This is a genomic window from Cupriavidus sp. 8B, assembly GCF_054589115.1.
In genome coordinates, this window is the sequence record NZ_BAAILO010000421.1 from 1 (window position 1) to 459 (window position 459).

Genomic DNA, 459 nt, shown 5'->3' on the forward strand with positions numbered 1-459 from the left:
ATGTATCGGATATTCCAGCAGGATGAATAGCTGTCCGGTGGAGATGGGTGTAGGGAGAACAGCTAGTTGTTCAAAAAATGTGGGCACACCTAAGCCATGAAGGGAGAGGGAGTAAACACTGTCGTCGTTCCAGGCGGCTTTGGCGCATCCTGTCAGCTTTGGCACCCGGGGCTTGCGCGTTTGCGCTGGCCCGTGGTGTTCAAATCCCAACAGGGTGCTCCCCCCTCCCGCCTGGCGGGAGAGCAACCGTGTCAAGTGGGGTCGGGGGAGAGGGCGGGCGTTGGATGTGGCGTTGGCCTGCTTGACGTCAAAAGGTCAAAAGCTCAACGGCTTAAAGTCAAAGGCAGTTTCACCTCCCCTGCGGGGAGGCGACCTACTTTCTTGTCTCGCCAAGAAGGTAGGCAAAGAAGGCGACCCGGATGGGGCGAAAGACTCCTCGTCGTCAGGCAAAAAGAGCGG

The 459-nt window shown here is 58.0% G+C and carries 1 protein-coding gene; it reads right to left on the bottom strand.

All coding sequences use genetic code 11. The features are described from left to right. Window positions 1-210 (bottom strand): hypothetical protein (locus ACYP5B_RS39895; protein WP_459573317.1); only part of this gene is annotated, 210 nt, incomplete at its 3' end. Between the last annotated feature and the right edge of the window lie 249 nt (window positions 211-459).